Annotated in this window: 17 protein-coding genes and 1 tRNA gene; 10 read left to right on the plus strand and 8 right to left on the minus strand. The window is 43.0% G+C overall.

Annotated elements, in window-relative coordinates; translation table 11 throughout:
* The first annotated feature begins 129 nt into the window (after positions 1–129).
* Positions 130–2,469 carry a DUF3696 domain-containing protein gene (locus ACJB0T_RS02990; RefSeq protein WP_479293001.1) on the plus strand — a complete coding sequence of 780 codons (2,340 nt, stop codon included), beginning with the start codon at positions 130–132 and terminating at the stop codon, positions 2,467–2,469.
* A complete protein-coding gene (locus tag ACJB0T_RS02995; RefSeq protein ID WP_479292999.1) occupies positions 2,469–3,413 on the plus strand; it encodes a hypothetical protein in 945 nt (314 codons plus the stop codon). The genes ACJB0T_RS02990 and ACJB0T_RS02995 overlap by 1 nt, the downstream gene beginning before the upstream one ends.
* Here the strand turns inward: ACJB0T_RS02995 and ACJB0T_RS03000 are convergent.
* Both ACJB0T_RS03000 and ACJB0T_RS03005 read right to left on the minus strand, forming a co-directional pair.
* The gene (locus tag ACJB0T_RS03000) at positions 3,403–4,554 is read right to left on the minus strand and encodes a PcfJ domain-containing protein (protein ID WP_479292997.1); all 1,152 of its coding nucleotides are present in this window, start codon (positions 4,552–4,554) and stop codon (positions 3,403–3,405) included. The genes ACJB0T_RS02995 and ACJB0T_RS03000 overlap by 11 nt on opposite strands.
* 9 nt (positions 4,555–4,563) lie before the next feature.
* Positions 4,564–5,088 (minus strand): hypothetical protein, encoded by a 525-nt coding sequence (locus ACJB0T_RS03005; RefSeq protein WP_479292995.1) that lies wholly within the window; start codon positions 5,086–5,088, stop codon positions 4,564–4,566.
* A gap of 741 nt (positions 5,089–5,829) precedes the next feature.
* On the opposite strand from ACJB0T_RS03005, the gene ACJB0T_RS03010 reads away from it, so the two are divergent.
* A complete protein-coding gene (locus tag ACJB0T_RS03010) occupies positions 5,830–6,057 on the plus strand; it encodes a hypothetical protein (protein WP_479292993.1) in 228 nt (75 codons plus the stop codon).
* Positions 6,058–6,123: 66 nt separating this feature from the next.
* Here the strand turns inward: ACJB0T_RS03010 and ACJB0T_RS03015 are convergent, their stop codons facing one another.
* From ACJB0T_RS03015 to ACJB0T_RS03025, 3 genes are read right to left on the minus strand one after another with little or no spacing between them, the layout of a single operon-like run.
* Complete coding sequence (locus tag ACJB0T_RS03015) at positions 6,124–6,435, minus strand: hypothetical protein (protein ID WP_479292991.1); 312 nt, start codon at positions 6,433–6,435, stop codon at positions 6,124–6,126.
* Positions 6,435–7,610, minus strand: a complete 1,176-nt coding sequence (locus ACJB0T_RS03020; protein ID WP_479292990.1) for an Arm DNA-binding domain-containing protein — start codon at positions 7,608–7,610, stop codon at positions 6,435–6,437. Before ACJB0T_RS03020 ends, ACJB0T_RS03015 begins: the two co-directional genes overlap by 1 nt.
* Before the next feature lie 10 nt (positions 7,611–7,620).
* Positions 7,621–7,833 carry a hypothetical protein gene (locus ACJB0T_RS03025; RefSeq protein WP_096993182.1) on the minus strand — a complete coding sequence of 71 codons (213 nt, stop codon included), beginning with the start codon at positions 7,831–7,833 and terminating at the stop codon, positions 7,621–7,623.
* Between the two features lie 133 nt (positions 7,834–7,966).
* Here ACJB0T_RS03025 and ACJB0T_RS03030 point away from each other — a divergent pair, with 133 nt between their 5' ends.
* Positions 7,967–8,179: a helix-turn-helix domain-containing protein gene (locus tag ACJB0T_RS03030; protein WP_418642358.1), complete on the plus strand. Its 213-nt coding sequence runs from the start codon at positions 7,967–7,969 to the stop codon at positions 8,177–8,179.
* Positions 8,180–8,385: 206 nt separating this feature from the next.
* On the opposite strand, the gene ACJB0T_RS03035 is transcribed toward ACJB0T_RS03030, so the two are convergent.
* A tRNA-Gly gene (locus tag ACJB0T_RS03035) sits at positions 8,386–8,460 on the minus strand.
* Positions 8,461–8,841: 381 nt separating this feature from the next.
* Between ACJB0T_RS03035 and ACJB0T_RS03040 the strand changes: the two genes are divergently transcribed.
* The 4 genes from ACJB0T_RS03040 to ACJB0T_RS03055 all read left to right on the plus strand — a co-directional run bounded on the left by ACJB0T_RS03040 (position 8,842) and on the right by ACJB0T_RS03055 (position 11,865).
* A complete protein-coding gene (locus tag ACJB0T_RS03040) occupies positions 8,842–10,005 on the plus strand; it encodes a threonine/serine exporter family protein (RefSeq protein ID WP_479292987.1) in 1,164 nt (387 codons plus the stop codon).
* A 429-nt stretch (positions 10,006–10,434) separates the two neighbouring features.
* Positions 10,435–10,644, plus strand: a complete 210-nt coding sequence (locus ACJB0T_RS03045) for a cold-shock protein (RefSeq protein ID WP_042497416.1) — start codon at positions 10,435–10,437, stop codon at positions 10,642–10,644.
* A 148-nt stretch (positions 10,645–10,792) separates the two neighbouring features.
* Positions 10,793–11,329, plus strand: a complete 537-nt coding sequence (locus ACJB0T_RS03050) for a YaeQ family protein (RefSeq protein WP_479292985.1) — start codon at positions 10,793–10,795, stop codon at positions 11,327–11,329.
* Positions 11,326–11,865 carry a hypothetical protein gene (locus ACJB0T_RS03055; RefSeq protein ID WP_479292983.1) on the plus strand — a complete coding sequence of 180 codons (540 nt, stop codon included), beginning with the start codon at positions 11,326–11,328 and terminating at the stop codon, positions 11,863–11,865. The genes ACJB0T_RS03050 and ACJB0T_RS03055 overlap by 4 nt, the downstream gene beginning before the upstream one ends.
* A gap of 37 nt (positions 11,866–11,902) precedes the next feature.
* Here ACJB0T_RS03055 and hmpA read toward each other — a convergent pair whose 3' ends face one another.
* Positions 11,903–13,102 (minus strand): NO-inducible flavohemoprotein, encoded by a 1,200-nt coding sequence (hmpA, locus tag ACJB0T_RS03060; protein WP_479292982.1) that lies wholly within the window; start codon positions 13,100–13,102, stop codon positions 11,903–11,905.
* 296 nt (positions 13,103–13,398) lie between these two features.
* Between hmpA and norR the strand changes: the two genes are divergently transcribed.
* Both norR and ACJB0T_RS03070 read left to right on the plus strand, forming a co-directional pair.
* Complete coding sequence (gene norR, locus ACJB0T_RS03065) at positions 13,399–14,979, plus strand: nitric oxide reductase transcriptional regulator NorR (RefSeq protein WP_479292980.1); 1,581 nt, start codon at positions 13,399–13,401, stop codon at positions 14,977–14,979.
* 105 nt (positions 14,980–15,084) lie between these two features.
* Positions 15,085–15,444 (plus strand): glutaredoxin family protein, encoded by a 360-nt coding sequence (locus ACJB0T_RS03070; protein WP_479292978.1) that lies wholly within the window; start codon positions 15,085–15,087, stop codon positions 15,442–15,444.
* A gap of 80 nt (positions 15,445–15,524) precedes the next feature.
* Here the strand turns inward: ACJB0T_RS03070 and ACJB0T_RS03075 are convergent, their stop codons facing one another.
* A complete protein-coding gene (locus tag ACJB0T_RS03075) occupies positions 15,525–18,251 on the minus strand; it encodes a parallel beta-helix domain-containing protein (RefSeq protein ID WP_479292976.1) in 2,727 nt (908 codons plus the stop codon).
* Positions 18,252–18,269: the final 18 nt, after the last annotated feature.

Consider the following 18,269-nt stretch of genomic DNA (forward strand, 5'->3'; position numbering starts at 1 on the left):
GAGAGGTATCTTATTTGTGAATGGGTGGGAGCGGAGTTCGTAAGGTTACGAAATCAAACTAGACTGGTATCGCCTTGTTTCGGAGGATGAGCTTTGTCATACTGCAAAAAAACACAATGATAAGTTAGTATGGCATTCGATACCTTTACCTTTAGCAACTTCAAGAGCTTTGGCCCTAAACCACAAACCATCAACCGTAAACCGCTTACACTCGTGTACGGACCGAATAGTGTGGGTAAGTCTTCATTGTTGCATGCGATGTTGTTGGCTGGGTATCAGGTTAACAATATTCAACCGATGCATAAACGCACTGATTTTGCTGGTGATGAGTTAACACTAGGAAAAGAGTTTAATTTTATTCACAAACGTAGTATCGATAACACTTGCAATTTAAACTTTTCTTATCGCTCTCCAGCCACTATCAAGCATTTCTTTAATGAAGCATATTCGATAAAAAATGATTTAATAGAAATCAACTTTGATATAAATGAATTCACACTTGAAGATTACCAAAATATCATGTCAGGGCTAGAAATTGAAAGTGGTAAATATGCATTCTCAAATGTTTTATTTTGCGTTGAATTTATAGATTCAGGAACACTGCGAAATACTTTATTGCATCACATTTGTAATTATAGACATTTCTTTCAGCCAAAAATGATTGAGTTAAATCTTTACAAAGAAATTTGCTTAGACAGCATTATAAACATTTGCGATTTAGTCAATAGTAAACTCCATAGTAACCACTGTCCAAAAGAAATAAACCTAAAATTCTTTGAGTGGCATCTTTCTGATCTTTTGGAAACTTGTGAACTAAAATTAGATGAAGAAGAGTTTAAAACTAAAGAATTAGAGCTTATAAGGGATCTTCAGAAAATTTATAGCACATCTGTTTTAAAGTCAAAGTTTTCATCCTTTTCTTTTCGTAAATCCGTTGATATAGCTTTAAATAACCGGAAATTCTTAGAGTTTATTGCTAGCATTGATATCAGCAAGCATCGATTAAAAAACTGCTTAACAAATAAAAACATTAACACTCTAGAAAGAATGATAGTTTATATCATTGAAAGGGATAAACACTCTGATTTCAAAGAATATAAGAGAAATACAAAAGTCCATTTGGATACAAATATGGGCATCAACTTTGTTGAAGACGACTTCCAAACTATTAAAGATGGAATACAATCAATCTTAAACTTAGATACTAACATTAGCTTTGATTTAAGCTTCTCATACAATGGTGATTTTTCAAAAACTAGGGAAACTAAACTTCAAAAAAATATAGATATAGATATAGATATAGATATAGATATAGATATAGATATAGATATAGATAGTAAATTAGATCAAACCGTTAACACCCTCATTACTGAAGATATGTACCCCACCATTAATAACATACTATCAAGCATACTCAGTGAAATTCCAAAAACCAATACATTCCCATATCAGCCCCTTGTTGGAATAAATTATATTTTCAAAAAAGAAGAAGCAGTTCAGTATTTTTCCCCTTTACGTTATGTCCCAACAAAAGATGAGTTAAGCAACATTCACATATCCAGCAAATTTGGATGCATGAATCATGACAGCCAATCGATTTCAATAAACTCTTTAAGAGAAATAAAACTCTACCGTTTAGCTAGGAAATTTATAAGGCTTACAATTTCTGACAAAAGAATATACAAGGTTATACGTTGGCTACAAAGAATAACAAACAAAATTTTTAATTTACGCTCATTAATGAGCAGAAGCATAGGCTTATCATTTATTCCAGTGTTCTTTATACGCTTAATTGCTAAGGAGCAATTATTCACTGATTGGTTTAATGCCTTTAAAAAAGTGCATAAAAGGCGACGTCAATCTTTAGCATCTAACAGTCTCCAACTATGGCATAAAATTGCACTTTCACCACAGAGTTTAGATACTATTAACATTTGGCTTAGGGACCCCAAAAAAATCAACAACCGTTATCAGATTGAGACTATTCAAAGTAATCAAAGTACTGTAAATCTGGCATTTCGAGATATGCAAAATGATACTATCGTCTACCCACAGGAGATGGGGCTTGGTATTTCGCAAATATTACCCATTATTCTTGCCTCTAAAGTTCATAAAGAACATAAGATATACATTGAACAGCCTGAGCTTCACTTACACCCTGCCATGCAATGTGAAATAGCAGATGATTTTATTCAAAGCATAAACGAGCGTGACAACGAATTTATTATTGAAAGTCATAGCGAGCACATGCTTCTTAGAATTATGCGCCGCATGCGAGAAACCGCCAACGGTGATTTGGAACCAGGTAGTCCGCTTGCATTAACTCCGGATGATGTCTGTTTACTCTATGTTGATCACAACGGAGAACACACCTATGTGAATGAACTAGAGCTAGATGAAGATGGCACCCTACTCGACCCATGGCCAAATGGCTTCTTTGAGGAAGGGTACAAGGAGCGCTTTGCATAATGTTAAAAGAAGTCTCATTCACTCCGCAAGTTTTCAGCCAGGACGTCATTGGTGATTACTTGTGGCGTGATGCCTCTCGGTTGCTAGAGCTGCTTAGTGTGAGCGGAGTTCTCGTTGGCGTTCAAAGCAATGACTGGATCAAGGCTATTTACAGCCAAATTGACACATTGGAAGGCAAGCCTAAAGCGAAACTCCTTGATGCACTCTCATTGCTTAAAGAAAGAAACCGACTGGTATCACATCCAAAAGTGGATGGTTGCTGCCCTGAAACTGAAGAGGAGTGGCTAGCAGCTTTAAGACAAGTGGATAGTATTCGCCATCTCGACTCCATCTACGCTTCATCGGCTACGACGGACTACACTAAGCACATCGATGAGTTAGAAGATATCAACCTCTATCAAGAATATGGTGTCACCGGTTCGATCCAGTTACCTACTACGAGCACCATGTTAAAGGGGGTTCTTCTACCGTTTTTAAGCTACGCCAAAAAACTGACCATCATCGACCCCTACTTCTACCTAGACCAGGAAAGGTATCAAGATACGCTAATGCTCGTTGCGCAGAGTTTTCGTGAACGTAGAGGAAAGTATCAAAAAGGAAAGATCATCATCAATTGCAAGTGGGATCCATATAAAGAAGATTTTCGCTATGACGATTGGCGCTGTTTTCTCGCTAAACTGCACTTGAAGCAACATCACGATTGCATAGTGAATATCTGGCAACCTCAAAAAGGCTCTGTAAAGATGCATGACAGGTATATTATTACCGATCAAGCTGGGTTGGTAAGTGCCGCAGGCCTTGCTCGCGACGATAACCAAAATTCGGAATGGTCGTTTAAAGACTACTCCGAATTGGGCAAAATTCTGGCACAGTACCAGCCGAACTCTTCCCCCTTTGTTTTAAAGGCTGTAATTGATAGAGATGACGTTAATCTCATCGATTAGTTGTACCGGGCTTTGATTTTAATGCTGACTTACATTCCTCAAACCATTGATAAACCAAAGCTCGAGTTTCCTCTTCTGGAAGTTGATTTTTATATCCCGAGATTTGTTCAAGACGAAAATGGCTATCAACACCAGGGCTGATTGCGACGCCAATTGTCATTCGTTCTGGCTCCAACATCCTAAATACGGCATACCGTCCATGTACAATCCGGCTATGATAAATGGCAACACAGTGTTGCTGTTCCCTCGCCTCATAACAAAGCATTTCGTAATTCGTAATTTGTTTAATATTCTCTGTTTCCTTAAACCATAACGGATAAGGTAAATTGGCGTCTTCAGGTGTCGATGCGACAAGATCCTGGTCTATTCGTCTTAACGCCCACTCATCATGAAGCTCCCTAAGGGAATCTAACGACTTACGAGCAACCACACAGCGAGCTGGATCTGCAATACCAATCGCTTGACCAAGTTCCAAGGTATCTCTTAAATAAAACGCTAGTCTTTGGCGTACTCCATCTTGCTCATGTGCTAATGCCAACCCTAACGTTGTGCCTGTAATAAACGGATAGCTGTGGTCAAGAGACAACGACGAGAGATTTACCCTTTTATAATGCTTAAACGCCATGAATCTTGAGAATGTGGGTTCCAGTTTTTGAATCACATAATTTAGCCCATTGGTCGTTTGAGCATCTGGTTCAAGTTTACCTAAAAACCTCAGAGCGCCTTTGGATGCGCTCAACCCAATATGCTTCAATATATGACGTTGCCCACCTTTAAGTGCTTCCAGTGCTTTGTTGTTATTCAAAGGGTAGGCTTTGCAAAGCATTGCCAACAAGATGGGTCGTGAACGGACAATATCGACCGCTTCTTCGCTGTTTGCCACCAGCCACAACATTTGAAACTGGTATTCTTGATACGGTTGGGTCACAGCGAGATACTCGTTGGGAATTGATGCTAGCCAGTCTCCACCACCTTTCATATGCTCGATATAGCTCAATGAAAAGCCCAGTCCACCCTCTAATGCTTCGCGGACATTATGTTCATATTGGCGATAGCATTCGAGCCTATTGTTCCAAGTTCCTAGGATTAAATCGAACCCCAGACCAATATCAGCATTCGAAATAACAAGTGCGTTTTCCATTCTTTCACTCTAACTCATCACGTGTTTAAAGTAACGGTTGATACCTTCTTCAGCTTCTCTCTCTGTAGAAATACGGCTAGCAATGATGTTTGATGGTAAGTTTCCTTTGTCTACCTTCATTTCGACATAAAACTCATCGATACCATTTCTTTTGAGACCATTAGTGAGCTCATCTAAACACTTTTTCAACGCAATACTCGCATATCCTTTTCCTTGAGATCCTGGCATTGTCGAGTAACCAATATCAAAGCACAACTTACCTTTGTATGCACCACTAACCGTAAAGACGATCACAGATTCAATTTGTCCATCGACTATATAGCCATAGGTAAGCCTAGTTTCCCCCATCGGATGATCAACGTGCACCTTAATGTCCGTGTGAACGCTACCCGGCGTCAACTCAATCAAGCGATTATCGACCGCGTATAGAAACTGATGCATCGCCTCCGATGCCATGGTTTCATTGGTCATCTCATCAGTAGATCTATCGACGATATCGCCTGTTTCTATATCTCGCATTTGAATTTGTGTCATGATTGTTCCCATCATTTGAAGTAATGTGGGCACTTTAGCTATATTTTAAGAAAGAAGGCGGTTCGTAAGCTTACAAACAGCACCACAGGACCGACCTAGTTCAGATTACTAAACGCTGACAAGACAAATAGCTACCATTACATAAGGGAAACACCATGGATTATCCTATTCCTTGACCACTTTCTAACAATGAGTAATTAACACTAAAGCTCGCACGCCAACGGCAGACACCAAGTCGTTTTATGTGTAATCAAGGGCAGACTGGGTAAAGAGATTCAAGTAAAGTATCGATTTGTATCTCATTTTCTAGTCAGTTGATTTTTTGGCGAAACCATTTTATCAAACAGCGAAGAGCGCAAATACTTTAAAATTATGATTTTATTGAAATAATTAGACTGTTGCTCAGCTATCAAGTTTCTGGATACGACAACGTTTAACTATCTAACTGTCAGGAAAAAAATTATGGCAAAGTGTGTCCGATGTAATCGATATTTCCAAAAGCGAAACCCGAACCAGCTTTATTGTTGCAAGAGCTGTTCGAACTGCGCCAAATCTAGCGCACGAATCTCTAATAAAGACTTCCATCAATTTCAGACACAATCTTCGTACTACGCGACAGAAGGCGGATATCAAGAAGTGGCGAGAGGCCATCATTCGGAATATTTCGAGCAAATGAATGAGACTAGAGAACAGTGGCTCACTCGTCATAAGTACCACCTGGACGAAAACGGAAAAGCTTTCATGGACAAGTTGAAGGCAAAACGTGAAAAGGAGTCTACTGCATCAACCGTTGAAATTCATAGCGACTCGGGTATTAAACATCTTTCAAAGCGAGAGCCAATCAACGCCGATCAAATGGAAACAGTCAAGCTAATTCAAGAGAAGGCAAAGCTCGCTAGCCAGTTTTGCCGCAGTGATTACTCTTCGAAGTTAGTCCAAGACATTAAAGCATTAGCAGAGAAACTTTAATAATTACGCTACACACATCAAAAACAGAGCTAGCCAAATAACTTGTACTAGCTCGCGCTATTTGACCTAGTGCTTTGCCCTGTCGATCGCCAATTCAATCTGGCGCTCTACAAAACTCAGCACCCACTCCGCATCTCGCTTTGAACGGTGATGACGACATTGGTATAACACTTCCACAACGCTATTCGCTACCATGTCGAGAAACAGGTCTTCTCGCCAAAATTGGTGAGGTAGCATGTACGTTCGCCCTTTAAGTAGAAGATAGATTTCTGCTTTAGATTGTTTGATGTCTTCAACCGTCATTTCATCAAAGTAATGACTTTGGATTACATCGAAGCAAAGGCTTGTGCAATGTATAGCTAACGGTGAATAGCGCATCACTTACCCCCTGCATTTAAGAACGCGGCAAATGCACTGCCATCTCGACGTGTTAAGTTGGGCACGTAACGGGAGTAAACACGAAACAGCATCGTAGTCGTGGTGTGACCCATCTGATTCGCGATCCATTCTGGAGATTCACCTGCCGCCAGAAGTAACGTTGCGAAGGTATGGCGGGTTTGATACGGATTACGTCGTTTTAACCCTGCTCTTTCAATAGCCGGATACCAAACGGAACGAGCAACTACAGCGTAATTGAGGTGACGATTTTGAGCATTAGTAAATACATATTTCAGTTTTTTATCGGCGCTAAGACAATGCTTTTCAAGGGCTTCCACCACCCTATCTGTAAGCTGAATCACGCGATATGAACCATCGGTTTTGAGCCCTTTCAATCGGCCACGCACAATACTTTGACTAACCGTAATGGTTTTGTTCTCTAGATCTACGGCTTCCCACATCAACCCATCAACTTCACCGGTTCTCATACCAGTAAAAAAGCGAGTTACGTAATAAGCCTGGTACTCCTCATCAACATATTTGAGGAAGCGCTCCACTTCCTCTAATGAGAATGGGTCAACTTCCGTGCGACCTACTTTTAAGGCTTTGATATTCTTCCAGGCTGGGGTAAAGTCATAACGATCAGCGGCTTCATTAAGAATCATCCTAAGCGGTGTCATTATGTGATTTATCCGTGATGGACTTAAGAACTGCGCATTTCGTCCCGGTACTTTGGCGAGGAAGGAACGAAATTGCATGATTTGAGCCTTATTGATGGCGCTGATCCTTTTACTGCCGAACGTCGGTAGTAGGTATTTATTCAAGACGCCCTCGACGTCCACTAGGTGACCGTGACTCCATTCTACTTTCATCTCGGCTAGCCATATTTCAGCGAATTCCTGAAACTTTGGTGACTCTGTCGCTTCAAAGTAACTTTTTGCCGTTTCCTCTCTTCGTTTTACCTCAGCGAAACGCTTTGCCATTGAGCTTTTTGGAAAGTAAGCGGAATAGTCAAAGGTATCGAGTACAATTTCCGCCTCTATCCTTTTGAGTAAACGCTCCAATCGATTTCGATTGGGCTTATTGTCAGGCAGTTGCGTTTGTTCTCGGCAACGCTGACCACGATAGCGAAACTGAAGAACGAGCTTGCCATTTCGAACGTTCAATACCCCCATATTGTCCCCCTTACAAACCAGTGATTAATGATTGCATCGAAACACCGCTAAGCATTTCCTCTTCTACTCGTTCCCAAATAAAGAGTATTTTTCTACCACCGAATGGACGGATGTAATGTACTCCTTCAAACAGTACACTGTCTTTCAACTGCTCTCTAATCACTCTTTCGTCATACTTGATTCGCTTTGAGAGCTCTGACGTTGTCAAATAGGTATTATCCATCGTACAATCTCCTACTGAACTAAATATCTTTCAAAAGAGCTTAATACTCTCCTGTAGAACAAAATGTATCATAAGAATTCTCTTTTGCAAGCATTTTTAATCTACAGGAGGTCATTTTTTACAGGAGAAGACCATGCTGAAGTGCCACTTATCGAAAATCATGGGTGAGAGAAAACTTAAAATTTCCGATGTATCACGCGATACGGGGATCAATAGGGGCACTATTACGCGTTTGTATAATGAAACAGCAACCCGAGTAGAGTTAGAAGTGATTGATGCATTGTGTGGCTACTTTGATATCACTGTTGCAGAGTTATTCGAGCGGATACCTCAAAACAACAATTAGGAAAAGTAATGATAAGCTGACGACTATTACGCTTCAGCTCATTTAACGTCACTTAATGCCCTTAACCAGTGGTGGACACCAAATTGGCCACCATTTGGACACCGACATATAAGGCAACGTCTTGTTCTCGGATTTCAGGCATGAGAAAAAACGCAATAAAGCGTTTATTTTTAATAGTTTAGTTTGATTTTATAACAGATAAGGATTGGAGCGTGCAGCGGGAATCGAACCCGCATCATCAGCTTGGAAGGCTGAGGTAATAGCCATTATACGATGCACGCATCATCGTGGGACGAGAGTTAATATGCCATATCTGGACTAAAAGAAAAGCCTCTTTTTGCGCATTTTGGCTTAACTGCGCATCTTTGCTTCAATTTGGTCTATAAATGTACTATTACACTGATATAAAAAGGGAAAATGAGATGTGAGTCTCACTTTTCTAGACTAAAGCCAATCACCATTCGTTTACATGAGGAGCATTTATATCAGAGTGCTTGCTAATTCATTGAAACGTTTGCGGTTCGCCATACAACTTACTGTATTCCGCTCTGTTACTGTGAATAGAATTGATAGAAAATTGAATATTAACTATCGAAAAACCCTTGAAGCTTTGGTACCTTTACGCCACCGAAGTGGCACCACGACATTGATTAGACGGACCTATGCCTTCCACTCAAACCATAAAGAAAATCGTAGATATCGGCGACACACTACACCGTAGTGGGTGTGCTCCTTATAAAGTGGAAAAGTACGCACAATACTACGCGCAAAAACATGGTATCGATGTCATGGTGCAAGCCACCCCAACCGCCATCAACTATCAATTTCCAGATAAAGACAATACGGTTGTACTAAAGCGGTTAAAGCCAGCTTCCATTAACCTTAGCTTGCTCGCCAACACCATCATTCGAATCAATCAGCCAAGCAATGAAGCCGTGCCAGAACCTGTTGGTTACCCTAAATGGGTGGTCGCTCTTGCTAATATGGGGATCCCACCCGCTTACCTCATGTTGGTAGGCAGTACATTGGAAGCCATTGCATTTTCGATGTTATTGGGATTGATGGTTTGGGTATGTCAGCTGGTTTATCGTGGACGCAACTCTATCGCAGTGGAGTTCATTTCAGCTCTACTAACCGGGGTTCTCGTGGCATTTATCGCCAGCACTGGTGCCGCAATTCCTATATGGGCGTTGTGTATCGCGAGTGTCATTTTGTTTGTACCCGGTTTATCAATCGCCAACTCACTTGAGTGTTTGGCATTTAATGACTTAGTGTCGGGTACCGCTCTTTTAGGGCAAAGCGCCCTCACCCTCATCAAATTGTTTATCGGTGTGATGATGGGGCTCAATATTGGTGAGGCCTTTTGGGGACAAACAGAGTCCATCTCATACACCAATGAAGTTCCACTATGGCTACACTGCTTTGGGCTACTACTTATCTCAACTTCCATTGGCGTCATTTTTAACGCCCGCCCTAAAGACATTCTACTTGGACTACCTGTAGCCGTGCTCGGCATGTGGGGCCCTTTCTATCTTGGGTTTGATAGTGGCTGGGTGGTAGGCACTTGGGTGACGACTGTGCTCATCACTTTATATGGCACCTGGGTTGCTAAAAGGCTTGATCTAACGGGTTCCATATACATCGTGCAGGGCATCATTATCTTAGTACCAGGAAGCCGTGTTATGGTCAGTGCTAGCCAATCTGTGTTTGAACAATCGATTTTACCGATCCCTAATATCGGTTTATCCGCATTATTTATGTTTTCAGCTATTGTGGCCGGTCAAATTACCGCATACTCAATATACTCGCCCAAAATAGAGAGATAGGCCTCATAAATTAGTGATTCTATAAAAACCTGTAACACTTCAAAATAATCGTATTGTTTGCTTAATCTTTACAAAACATTATTTCGAGGCGCTAAATAATGTTTTATATCAACACGTTACACACCGAGAATGAATGTTGATCTAGTGTCAGTAAATTTACTATATGTTTGAAATGTCATGAAAGTGCCATCTAAAAACGAGCTACACATCAAATATTCAACATTAATATATTCACCACTCTTTGACTTGCCTAAGAAGTCGCTTATATTCGTCACTGGCTAGAAAAAAAGTTCCATTGTTTACAAAAAGCATTCGTTGAATTCTCGTGATTCCCCCGACGCGTTGTACGCAATAGCAATTTCATTTTCCACGCTATAGCTGCCGGATTGGCAATAGAAACAAGATAGTAAAAAAATTTAGGATATAACTATGTCTAACACAGTAACTGGTACAGTTAAGTGGTTCAACGAAACTAAAGGCTTTGGCTTCATTCAACAAGAAAATGGTCCAGACGTTTTCGCTCACTTCAGCAACATTAAAGCAGACGGCTTCCGTACGCTAGCTGAAGGCCAAAAAGTTGAGTTCCGTGTAACTCAAGGCCAAAAAGGCCCTCAAGCTGAAGAAATCGTTCCAGTTTAAGACTGACTTCCAGTAACGTTTGATAAATAGCCAGCTCTGCTGGCTATTTTTGTATCAGTTAGCCCTAATATCCTGCTTTGTTAGTATCCTTTTGTGGTAAGACGCGTACTATAGGGTCAAACGCTATTCACAATTTTTGAGCACTCTCATGGCTTTAAAACCTACAATCTATAAGTTTCGTGTCGCCCTTACTGACATGAACCGCGACTACTACGACTCTCTAAATCTTACAGTTGCCCTGCACCCTTCTGAAAACCAACAACGCATGATGGCGAGACTCATGGCATTTTGCCTCAACGCCTCGCCGGAGCTTCACTTCACCAAAGGGTTATCGACCATTGAAGAGCCAGACATTTGGGAAAAGTCACTGGATGACCAAACCTTGGTTTGGATCGATATCGGTGAGCCTGATGTTGATCGAGTGAAAAAAGCGACTCGACTGTCTAAAAAAACCAAAGTCTACAGCTTCAACACCAAAAGTGATGTGTGGTGGCAGCAAAACAAAGGCAAATTTGGCTATTTAGACGCTAGCGTCTATCGCTTTGACAACGAATCTATCGAGTCACTGTCCGAGTTGGTCACGCGAACCATGGATCTTTCCGTGATGATTACCGGCACTTCACTGTTTGTCGATGCGGAAGGTGGTTCTGTAGAGGTCACTGTCGAGGAACTGCAAGACAAATGATCGAACTGAGGGAAGCACTGTCCAATATTAAGGCTGACACGCTCACCATAGCGGCAACGCATCAAGAAGCTCTGAATAACTTGTGCGAACGAGAAAGCCTTTTGTTCGCTAGAGCACAAGAGAACAAGCCGGATCATGCCCCTTCAGGTTTGTTGCTCGGTCTATTTACTAAACTTAATGTTGAAGCGCTTTCCTCCCTCAATGCACACCTCAATCAAGTTCAGGCGATGAGAACCGCCATTGAGCAACAAGTAGGCCCTGAACACGCCAATTCATTTAAGCTGCCTGTTGTTGAAGAACTGATGCTGGTCACGCATATCTGGGTTTACATCCAAGGGTACTTAGGCATGGACTATAGCCTTGCCAATGATCACGCCCTCCAGACCAGCGAAACACTCAGCCCCCTAACACAAAAAAGCGTTGATGAACTGCGGATTGCTTTTAATCAAAGCTATTACCAAGGTTTTAGGGAGTTTGAATCAAAAAAACCACCGTCATCCGGTTGGAAACAGTGGTTTGAAAAATGGTTTAACTAAACGGCCAATTTAGTAGGCCGATAGATTAAACAGTGCATTAAAGATTTGCGTGCGGGCCAAATACTTCGTAATGAATACGTGAACGATCAACATCCATCGCTTCAAGCTGTGCCACCACTGCCTGCATAAAGCCAACGGGTCCACAAAGGTAAAACTCACCAAAATGAATCGGTAGAGAATCTTTGATGGCCGCCAAATCCATCACACCCTTGTGACAATTAGGCGCTTCATGCTCCCCCTGAGGTTCACGATACCACGTATGTTGTTGCCAGCCGTTGGCTGCCAAAATGGTCGCTGTTTCATCAACAAAAGAGTGCTGCTGCTCATTTTCACATGCGTGCAAATAGGTCACTTGCTGAGATGGGTTTTGCTTGCTAATTTGTTGCAGCATTGCTTGCATTGGCGTGCAGCCTACACCGGCAGAAATTAGTACAACAGGTGCCTCTGACGGCTGGTAGAAGAAATCGCCAGCAGGCGGCATTACGTCCAGTGTCGAACCAACATTTAGCTCACGATGCAAATAGTTGGATACCAAACCATCATCATGCTCACTCGATTGCTCTTTTTTCACAGAAATACGGTAGCTTGTGCCCGTTGGTGCTTGAGACAGTGAATATTGTCGAATCTCCACATTGTCACTGTCAGTTGGCGATACTTGAATTCCCAAATATTGCCCCGCTTGATAATCAAGAACTTTGCCGCCATCCTCAGGCTCAAGAACGAAACTCGTAACCAATTCCGACTCTGGTGTTTTTTCGACGACGACGAATCGACGAGTACCACGCCATCCGCCCAACGCTTTTTCACGTAACTGGTAAAGCTCCTCCTCTCGATCGATAAAGATTTGCGCCAAGAAGAGATACGCCTCTGTCCAAGCTTCTTCTACGTCTGGAGTGAACGCTTCTGGTGCCAGCTCGCGCAGTGTCTCGATAAGATGATGGCCGACAATTTGATAGTGCTCAGCTTGGATGTGGAAGCTAGTGTGCTTGTGCGCAATACGTTCAACCGCGGCCGATAAAGCAGCAAGGTTTTCAATGTTCTTCGCATAAGCGGCAACCGCTTCAAACAAAGCAACGCTTTGACGACCCGACTTTTGATGAGCCATATTAAAAATGTCTTTCAGCTCTGGGTTATGAGAAAACATTCTTTGATAAAAATGCTGAGTCAGAGCTGGCCCCGCCGACTCTAGTAGAGGAATGGTGCTTTTGATGATTTCGATATGTTGATTACTTAGCATAGTGTTTCCTAGAAGGCTTTAAATTACGACTTTATTAATAGATATAATAATAGGCTGACTGTCTTACGTGTTTCCTGCTGACGCAGCACGCTTTTTATATTTAAAAGTGAACGATTCGTGTTCACATCCGATTTTACAAACAGCATATTGCAGAGTTCGTGCCAAGTATAGAAACATCGGTAGTCATTGGTTTTAAAGAACATTTCGATTACAGTTTGAGTCAAAATGACCACTTCCATTTGTGTCTAAATGACACTAGAATGACAACTATACTCATTTAACGCGGCATATCCCACATGCAAGATATCTCCACCTCAAGTCTTATCGACCTAACCGTTGGTCTCGCTAGCAGCAACAACGATCAAGAACGTTTCGATTCACTGCTCAATACAATCAGAAAAACCATTCGCTGCGATTGTGTCGCCCTGCTTTCGCTTCAGGGAGACACGCTAGTACCACTTGCAATGCAAGGGCTTGCTCGCGATACATTAGGTCGACGCTTTGTCATTAATGAGCACCCACGTTTCGCCGAGATCTGCGCTGCTAACAGTCCGGTGATTTTTGATGCTGACAGTGAATTGCCCGATCCCTTTGATGGGCTATTGATTGACCACCACGGCGACCTGCCGATGCACTCCTGTATGGGGCTTCCGCTTATTTTTGGCGAAAAAATGTTGGGAGCGCTAACACTGGATAGTTTGGAACCGAATGCCTTTCATAGCATTCCAACTCGAAATCTCGAGGTTCTATCCGCTATCGCCGCCTCTACTCTAAAAATGGCACTCACTTTCTCTCAACTTGAGCATCAAGCTAAGCAATCAAAGCAACTTCTTGAAGAACTCAATGAAGAGGCTTGGGAGCGGGATGGAGGAGAGATGATCGGCAACAGCGATCCAATGCGGGCGCTTAAATCTGATATTGAGATCGTCGCGCCCTCCGATTTCAATATTCTAATCCATGGTGAAACCGGCGTTGGCAAAGAGCTGGTTGCGCGCACGCTACATTACCAATCCACCCGTAGACAACAACCTTTGGTCTATGTGAATTGCGCGGCTATCCCAGAAAACCTCATAGAGAGCGAGCTATTTGGTCACGTTAAAGGCGCATTCACCGGCGCTGACAAAAACCGCTTGGGTAAGTTTGCACTCGCGGACGGTGGCACTCTGTTTCTCGATGAAATTGGCGAACTGCCACTGGCCGCACAAAGCAAGCTGTTACGTGCATTGCAAAATAACGAGATCCAACCTGTTGGTAAAGATCAGATTCAGAAAATTAACGTCCGCGTACTCGCGGCAACCAACCGAGACCTTAAGCTAGAAGTTGAAAACGGCAAGTTTCGTGCTGACCTCTACCATCGCCTAAGCGTCTACCCTATTTCCGTACCTCCACTCAAAGAACGCCTCGGTGACGTTGAACTGCTCACTGGTTTTTTCTTGGAGCAAGCACGTAGAAAACTTGGGATCAACCAGATCAAACTGAACCCTAATGTCGTTCCTCATCTCAACCGATACGCTTGGCCCGGAAATGTGCGCGAACTTGAACATGTCATCAACCGTGCAGCACTGAAAGCCAAGGCTCGCTCTCTGGGGAAAACCGTAGTCACTGTCACCATCGATGATTGTGGGCAGTTTGATGACACACTTCCACCACAAAATCAAAACAAAGTGTCTACTATTGAGCTGCCAAAACAGAGTGCCGGAATACGTGAGGCCACTGAGGAATATCAACGAGCATTGATCTCCAATGCGTTAGTCAGTGCTGACTACAACTGGGCTCAAGCTGCTCGCGAACTTAAAACGGATCGTGCCAACCTTATAAGATTATCTAAGCGCTTGGGTCTTAGCGTCACCAAACGTCACAGTTTATCTAGGGACTAAACGTATCGGTAAAGTAAAAGAGGTGTTAAGATTTGCCGCTATACGTGTTGATAGCAAAAACACGATAACAACAATAAGCTCAACAAATTACAAAGAAAGGTAGTTATGAAGTTCATCCGCATTATTTTAGGCAAAATCATTCTATTGCTGAACTTTGTGTTTTCACCACGCGGCGTTAAACGCAGCAGTGAAGCACAACAACAAGCTGATGCTAAAGCATCGGCGATGCAGCTTTATCAATTCGAAGCTTGCCCATTTTGTGTCAAAGTCCGCCGTGAAATGAAACGCCAGTCTGTCAATATAGAGTTGAAAGACGCGAAAAACGATCCCATTGCTAGAGAAGAGCTTCTTAATGGCGGCGGTCGAGTAAAAGTGCCGTGCCTGAAAATTGTCGAAAACGGCGAAGAAACATGGATGTATGAGTCATCCGATATTGTGAGTTACCTGCAAAAAGAATTTGCCTAACCTATTCCTGAAACTCATAACCTGATAAACAAACGCCCGGCAATGTCGCCGGGCGTTTTTCTAACATTTTTTTAATGAACTTACTCTACGCAGTCCCAACCAGTAGGGTCGATAGAGTTAATCCAGTCAGTGACCAAAGCCACCCCTTCTTTGTGTACGACGTGGCGACCAAGCTCAGGCATCATGTTGCCATTATCGATGTTGATTCGATAATGCAGCACAGAGTTGTCGGCATCCCCTGGCATCACCACATAAGGACTAGGCCCTTTATGGAACGTAATGCCGCGCGCACACAATCCCATTTGACCCACGCCTTCTCGCCAATACTCCAACTTAAATGGATTACTGGCCGCTTTACCTTCTGTTCGATGGCAATGCGCACAGTTAATATCTAAGTAGGCTTTCGCATAGTCTTCTAGCTCAGCAGGGGTTAAATTGGTTGCTCCGGCTTCGGAATCAAACTCAGGCACCGCAGGTAAGTTGCTTGGCATATCCGGTAAACTTACTAGACCTAAATTTTCCCAGTGTAATAACTGATTAATCGGATTGCCCGAAGAAACAGCGCGAATACTATTCATATTGCGTGCTTTTGGACCAATGGGGGAGAATCCAGCAGCTTGGGTACTACCTACAGGGTCCGCCACATCTTCAGTAACTTTGTGACACAAAGTACACTCATTACGACTTGGTACTTCGTAGGTAAATGCTAAGGTTTCACCGTCATGTTCAATAGTGCGATCAAATGGTACGGATACTGCTGTAAGCGTGGCGTCGGTTTTGTCTTCATTCCACACATATGGCAATGCCACCCAGCCTGAATCACGACGAATCAACAATCGAGTTTCGATTAGCTCCTCGTCTTCGCCAATCGCGTTATTAGTGCTCGTTGGTAAAGTGAACGTTTTTATTAGCACCGTACCGACAGGGAAATCAAACACTTCTTGAGAGCGATAGCTCGCAGACACATCTTCTGGCATCAATACATAGCGATACTTGCGAGCATAATCCGTGAACAGTTCAACATTCATTTCATACAAAGTACCTTTACCTGATGTCGCAAGGTTAAGGTTCTTCGTCGGATCGCTCGCATCAGCAAATAAGTGATAGTCAGAAAGATTCGTACAGTTTTCCGCAAAGCTCGCAGACTCACGCGTCAGTGCAGCCCAATTAATGTCACCTGCCGTATTCGCACGACACATCTCATTGCCGACAATACCGTTATTGCCTGAGCCCGACTCTCCGTCATCTGGCGTTGCATCCGTAATGCCCCAACCATATTCCACACCATCAATGGTTACGGTGTTTACAGCTAAAGGCTGCTTAACATCACACCCACCGCGCAGTAGTGACGTATGAGGGTTTTGGTAGAGGAAATCTGCGTTTGCTGGATTCTCTGAATATCGACCTATTGCGGTTGGGTCTAGGTGATCCACCAGCACACCGACACTGGTTCCAGTATTGTCAATGACACAGTTTGAATCTACGTCTGTAAAATTGGTTAGGTAGTTCCAACGGTCAGTTCCAAATGTGCCATTCAGCGCATCCCTCAGTTCGGTAAACATTTGCGAGCGCACTAGCGATTCACCGGCGCCGTCATAAAAAACGGCAGGGAACGCTTGGTGCTCAAGTGAGTACGCCAGCACCATGTCGTCAATAAGGGCACCATTGGGCTTCGTGCCTACATTGGTAACCGTATTGTCATGGAAGTACATACCTGTCGGAACCGGGTTCCAACCTTGTAAAATCGCTGCCCCTTCAGAGCTACTTGGCCCAGTAAAGCTTGGTACGTATGCTTCTGGGTTATCATTCACCAGCAAATAGCTGGTCATTGCGACCGCCATTGAGTCGTGGTTATCGATAGTGTTGTTAAAGAACTCGCCATTACGGCCAGATAAAATCACCACACCAGTACCAGGAGGGACAATACCTACCACACCACAACCACCGACGCCTTTATCACAAGTAGTATCCACATAGTTAACTAAGTTATTGTCACGAATAGTGTTATTAAATACCCTTACATCATCAACTAAACGCCCAATAGTGGTTGCACCTGGTAAATCAAATAGCAAAACGCCACCGGTATTACCCACTGCGAGGTTACCGTAGACATCAACGCCCGAGCTGTTTTCAATTTCGATACCTGCGATGTTTTTCTCAGCCACATTATTTCGTACCACGGCACCAATAGTTTGTCCCACATAGACACCCGCATCAGCACTGCCGTAGCTCCATGTGTCTTCGATCAAAACATTTTGCGATTTCACAGGGTAAATACCGTACGTGCCACGCAGTGAACCATCTTCATCTCGCTCTCGCGGGACTTCTAGCCATACCGTTGCAACATCACGAATAATCAGCCCTTCCACTGAGTCCGCTTTGATGCCATTTTTCGACGCTTCAGACACCTGCAAGTCAGATATCACGATATTGCTACCGCCACTGACTGCAATGCCGTCCTTGCCATCTACATTAGAGAAATCCAAAAAGGTCTTCGTTATCCCCGCCCCTTTGAGCACCAGATTGTCTTTCGAATCAACAGTAAGCTGATTGTTCATTTTGAAACAACCTTCAGGTAACGTGATAGTACTGTTGCTTTCTGCAAGTTCTACGAGGTTTTCAATGGCGGTCACTTCACTTGCACTCGCCCATTCCATGCCATCAGCACAATGCGTTGGTGACCCGTAGTCAGACAAAGCATAAGCACCAGTGGACTGAGGCTCTTCATATTCGTCACCGTTACATCCAGTAAGGATGACAGCAACCATTGCCGCTAGCGAGAGCGGTCTTAAAAGCGTAGACATCATGATTCATTCCTTGTCAAA

The organism is Vibrio sp. CB1-5, assembly GCF_059412285.1.